The sequence below is a fragment of the Mycobacterium sp. genome (assembly GCF_036488105.1).
Lineage (GTDB): Bacteria > Actinomycetota > Actinomycetes > Mycobacteriales > Mycobacteriaceae > Mycobacterium.
The window spans coordinates 1-4,233 of the sequence record NZ_DASXHW010000074.1; the positions used below are offsets into that span (position 1 = coordinate 1).

Sequence of the window (4,233 nt, forward strand, 5' to 3'; positions counted from 1 at the left end):
GACGACGGGTCTGTGGCTTATCGCCCTGTGCTACGAGCTGGTGGTCCACTACATCGTCAAGGTGTCGAATCCACCCACCTGGATCGGCATCGTGCACGGCTGGGTCTATTTCGCTTATGTACTGGCGGCTTTCAACCTTGCTGTCAAGGTTCGGTGGCCGATCCTGAAGACGATCGGGGTGCTCTTGGCCGGTACCATCCCACTGCTCGGGATCATCGTCGAGCATTTCCAGACCCGAAATGTGAAGGTGCAGTTCAACTTATGAGCTCGACCGCTCAAGTATCCAGCGCGCGTAAAGCTGGCAGCAACAGCGCGAGCGCGCGACCGCGATGCGATGCCGCGTCTTTTTCCGCCGAAGTCAGCTGTGCCGCAGTGCGATCCTCGCCGTCCGCGATGAACACCGGGTCGTAACCGAAGCCCGCATCGCCGCGCGGCTCACGAGCGATCGCGCCGGGCCATTCGCCGCGGACGACGACCTCATCCGAGCCGGACACCAGTGCGCAGGCCGAGACGAAGGCCGCGCCGCGCCGCTCATCGGGCACGTCGCGCAGCTGTGCCAACAGTAACGCCGTGTTGCCGGCGTCGTCGCCGTGCGTGCCCGACCACCGCGCGGACAGCACACCGGGCATGCCATTGAGCGCAGCCACTTCCAGTCCCGAGTCGTCGGCGACAGTCGGCAATCCAGTCGCCGCGAAGCCGTCGCGCGCCTTGGCCAGAGCGTTATCTTCAAACGTCGCACCGGTTTCCGGTACTTCGTCGAACGGGGGCACGTCGTCGAGTGACACCAGCGTCAGCCCCGAGAGCGAGGCTGCGTCCAACACCCGCCGCAACTCGGCCAGCTTCTTGGGGTTTCGGCTGGCAACCAGCACGCGGGTCAGCTTCCGAACGCCTTCTGCGGTGTGCCCCCCTCGGGCAGCACGCCCGGATAGGGCAACGCCAACGCCTCGTTCTGCGCAACGAACAGCTTCTCGCAGGCCCCTTGTGCGGCATCGAGCAATTTGTCCAGCGTCGATCGCGGGAAGGTGGCGCCCTCGCCGGTCCCCTGCACCTCCACAAGCGTCCCGGTGTCGGTGGCTACGACGTTCATGTCCACCTCGGCGCGGGAATCTTCCTCATAGGGCAGGTCGACGCGGACCCGACCGTCGACGACGCCGACGCTGATCGCGGCGATCGCACAGGACAGCGGCCGCGGATCCGACAGCTTGCCGGCCGCCGAGAGGTATGTCACCGCATCGGCCAGCGCGACGTACGCCCCGGTGATGGCCGCGGTCCGGGTACCGCCATCGGCTTGCAGCACGTCGCAGTCGATCGCAATGGTGTTCTCCCCTAAGGCCGCCAGGTCGATGCAGGCACGCAGCGACCGGCCGACCAGCCGGCTGATTTCTTGCGTGCGCCCGGACGGCCGGCCCTTCACGGATTCCCGGTCGCTGCGCGTGTGGGTGGCCGACGGCAGCATCGCGTACTCGGCGGTGAGCCAACCCAAGCCTGATCCCTTACGCCAGCGGGGCACGCCCTCGGTGACGCTGGCCGTGCACAGGACCTTGGTCTGGCCGAATTCGATCACCACCGAACCTGCCGGGTGGGAGGTGAATCCGCGGGTGATGACAACCGGTCGAAGCTCTTCGTCGAGGCGGCCGTCTTCTCGTTTTGACACGCCGCCAACCCTAGCGTGCAGTCAGCCGCTCAGGAGCGCCCGACGTTGAATGTCTCGCCGCACACCACCGCGTGCACCGGGCCGTCGAATTCGCCCTTGGCCTCGCTGATCACGTCCTCCCGCGACGTCCACGGCGGGATGTGGGTCAACAACAACTCCCCCACCCCGGCCGCGGCCGCGATGCGTCCGGCCTCGGTACCGGACAGGTGCAGGTTGGGCGGACGGTCCGGCGCATCCGTCCAGGACGCCTCACAGAGGAAGACGTCGGCACCGCGCGCCAGGTCGATGATGGTCTCGCAGTAGCCGGTGTCGCCGCTGTAGACGAACGACGCGCCGGCCGGGTTGGTGATCCGCATGCCGTAGGACTCGGTGGGGTGACACACCAGCCGCGGCACGACGTCAACCGCGCCAATTGTGACGACCTCGCCGTCAACCCAGTGATGCACGTCAAAAATGTCAGAGCAGTCGTCGATCTCCCCGCCAAACGGCGACGATGCCGCGCCCAGGCGCGACCAGGTGTCGCTCGGGCCGTACATCAACGCCTTCCCTTCGGGCGGCGACGGATGGTAGCGGCGCCAGACGAACAATCCCGGTAGGTCGAGGCAATGATCGGCGTGCAGGTGCGACAGCAACACGTGTACCGAACCCGGGTCGGCGTGCCGCTGCAGAGCGCCGAGCACGCCTCCACCGAAGTCGATCACCAGGGGCGGCGTGTCGGGTGCCCTCAGCAGATATCCCGATGCCGGCGAATCCGGGCCAACGACGCTCCCGGAGCAGCCCAGCACGGTAATTCGCACGGTCACTACTGTGCCATGCCCGGTAGCAGGATGGAGAAAACATCGCCGCATTGGGTGATCAGAGTCATCGTCATACCTAGGAAACGTGGGTGTGACGAACGGGTTCGACGCCGGTGACCGCTGGGCCTAGGAATCGAGCCGCAAGTTTGGTGAATGCCTCGGGATCGCCGGTGGCTTCGAACACCCGGGTGGCGGTCGGAGCGTCATGCGGTCGCAACAGATCACGCTCGGTCAGCACGCGAAGCAGTTCTTTCGCCGTCTCCTCCGCGCTGGATACCAGCGTGACCGCATCGCCCATCGCCAACTGGATCAACCCGGACAGCAGCGGGTAGTGGGTACAGCCGAGCACCAGCGTGTCCACGTCAGCGCGCTGAAGCGGCTCGAGGTAACCCTCGGCCAAGCCGAGCACCTGACGGCCGCTGGTGATGCCGCGCTCGACGAAGTCGACGAATCGCGGGCAGGCCACGGCGGTGATCTCGGTGTCGCGCGCGGCCGCGAAGGCGTCTTGGTACGCGCCGGAGGCGACCGTGGCCTGCGTGCCGATCACGCCGATGCGACCGTTACGAGTGGTGGTAACGGCCCGGCGGACCGCAGGCAGGATCACCTCGACCACCGGCACGTCATAGCGTTCGCGGGCATCGTGCAGACAGGCCGACGACGCCGAGTTGCAGGCGATCACCAACGCCTTCACACCGCGGTCGACGAGGTCGTCACTAATGGCCAGGGCATGCGCGCGGATCTCGGGAATGGTGAGCGGACCGTAGGGTCCGTTGCCGGTGTCGCCGACATAGCTGATGTCCTCGTCGGGCAACTGGTCGATGATCGCGCGCGCGACGGTCAACCCGCCCACGCCGGAGTCGAACACCCCGACGGGCGCCAGTGCGTTACTCATGTCGCCTCAATTATTGACCGGACCGCTACGGCCGTTTGCGGCGACGCTCGCGAGCTTCGCGTTCGGGTCTGGATAACAGGTACGCCGCGAGCACGCCGGCAAGGCCGCCGCAGAGGTGGCCCTGCCAGGACACTCCTCCGCAGACGTTGAGCACTGGCACGGCACCCCACAGAACTCCGCCGTACAAAACCAGCACCACCAGCCCGATGACGATCTGCCAGCCCGAACGGGTGAAGAACCCGAACACCAGCAGGAAGGTCAACCAGCCGAAGATCAGACCGGAAGCGCCGATGTGATCGCTCTCCAGGCCGCACGACGATCCCCAGTTGCCGATCAGCCAGGTGCCGAAGCCGCCGACGATCCACACGATCGCCGTCGCCCACACAAACCGGGACAGCCCGGCCAAGGTCACCAGAAAACCGAGGACCAGCGCCGGCCCGGTGTTGGCCGCGAGGTGCCCCCAGTTCGCGTGCAGCAGTGGAGCGAACAGAATTCCCCACAGGCCGTCGACCTCCCGCGGGCGGATGCCGTTGTCATCGAACCGGTGCCCGTTGAGCTGATCGAGCGCCTCGATGATGTACAGCAGCGCCACGAAACTGATGATGGTGGCCCCGCCGACCAGCATCGGCGAACGCTTCTTCGGCTGCCGCGCCGATGCGTGAGTCCGGTTTGTCATCGCCGTAGCTGCCTTTCCACAGCAACCCCCGTTTCGTCCAAGCTACCGGCGTTGCTCGAATGCGCCAGGCAACAGGCCCCGGTAGGTCGGTATGTCGGCTACGGCGTCGGCGGCGATCACCGCCTCGATCACTGCGCGCGCCAGGCAGTCGGCGGCTGCCACACCCACGGCGCCGGCCAGGGCGGTCTCCGGTGAGAACGCGGCCGGCACGTCG

At 66.5% G+C, this 4,233-nt stretch carries 6 protein-coding genes and 1 pseudogene; 1 reads left to right on the forward strand and 6 read right to left on the reverse strand.

Going from position 1 to position 4,233, the window contains the following annotated elements; all coding sequences use genetic code 11:
- On the forward strand, window positions 1-265 hold a 265-nt coding region (locus VGH54_RS04000; RefSeq protein ID WP_331510645.1), incomplete at its 5' end, for a DUF3817 domain-containing protein.
- 10 nt (window positions 266-275) lie between these two features.
- Here the strand turns inward: VGH54_RS04000 and rdgB are convergent.
- The 6 genes and pseudogenes from rdgB to VGH54_RS30010 form a co-directional block, all read right to left on the reverse strand.
- Entirely contained in the window at window positions 276-878 is a 603-nt protein-coding gene (gene rdgB, locus VGH54_RS04005; protein WP_331510650.1) for an RdgB/HAM1 family non-canonical purine NTP pyrophosphatase, read from the reverse strand.
- On the reverse strand, window positions 875-1,654 hold the full coding sequence (gene rph, locus VGH54_RS04010) for a ribonuclease PH (RefSeq protein WP_331510646.1): 780 nt from the start codon (window positions 1,652-1,654) through the stop codon (window positions 875-877). The genes rdgB and rph overlap by 4 nt, the downstream gene beginning before the upstream one ends.
- Before the next feature lie 29 nt (window positions 1,655-1,683).
- Window positions 1,684-2,457 (reverse strand): cyclic nucleotide-degrading phosphodiesterase, encoded by a 774-nt coding sequence (locus tag VGH54_RS04015; protein WP_331510647.1) that lies wholly within the window; start codon window positions 2,455-2,457, stop codon window positions 1,684-1,686.
- Between the two features lie 70 nt (window positions 2,458-2,527).
- Window positions 2,528-3,343, reverse strand: coding sequence for a glutamate racemase (murI, locus tag VGH54_RS04020; protein ID WP_331510648.1), 816 nt, complete (start codon window positions 3,341-3,343; stop codon window positions 2,528-2,530).
- A gap of 25 nt (window positions 3,344-3,368) precedes the next feature.
- Window positions 3,369-4,019 (reverse strand): rhomboid family intramembrane serine protease, encoded by a 651-nt coding sequence (locus tag VGH54_RS04025; protein WP_331510649.1) that lies wholly within the window; start codon window positions 4,017-4,019, stop codon window positions 3,369-3,371.
- Window positions 4,020-4,061: 42 nt separating this feature from the next.
- Window positions 4,062-4,233, reverse strand: a pseudogene (locus tag VGH54_RS30010) (hypothetical protein); the annotation flags it as partial.

Coding starts and splice junctions, on each gene's coding strand:
- VGH54_RS04025 (WP_331510649.1), bottom strand. CDS start 4,019: ATGACAAACCGGACTCACGCATCGGCGCGGCAGCCGAAGAAGCGTTCG.
- murI (WP_331510648.1), bottom strand. CDS start 3,343: ATGAGTAACGCACTGGCGCCCGTCGGGGTGTTCGACTCCGGCGTGGGC.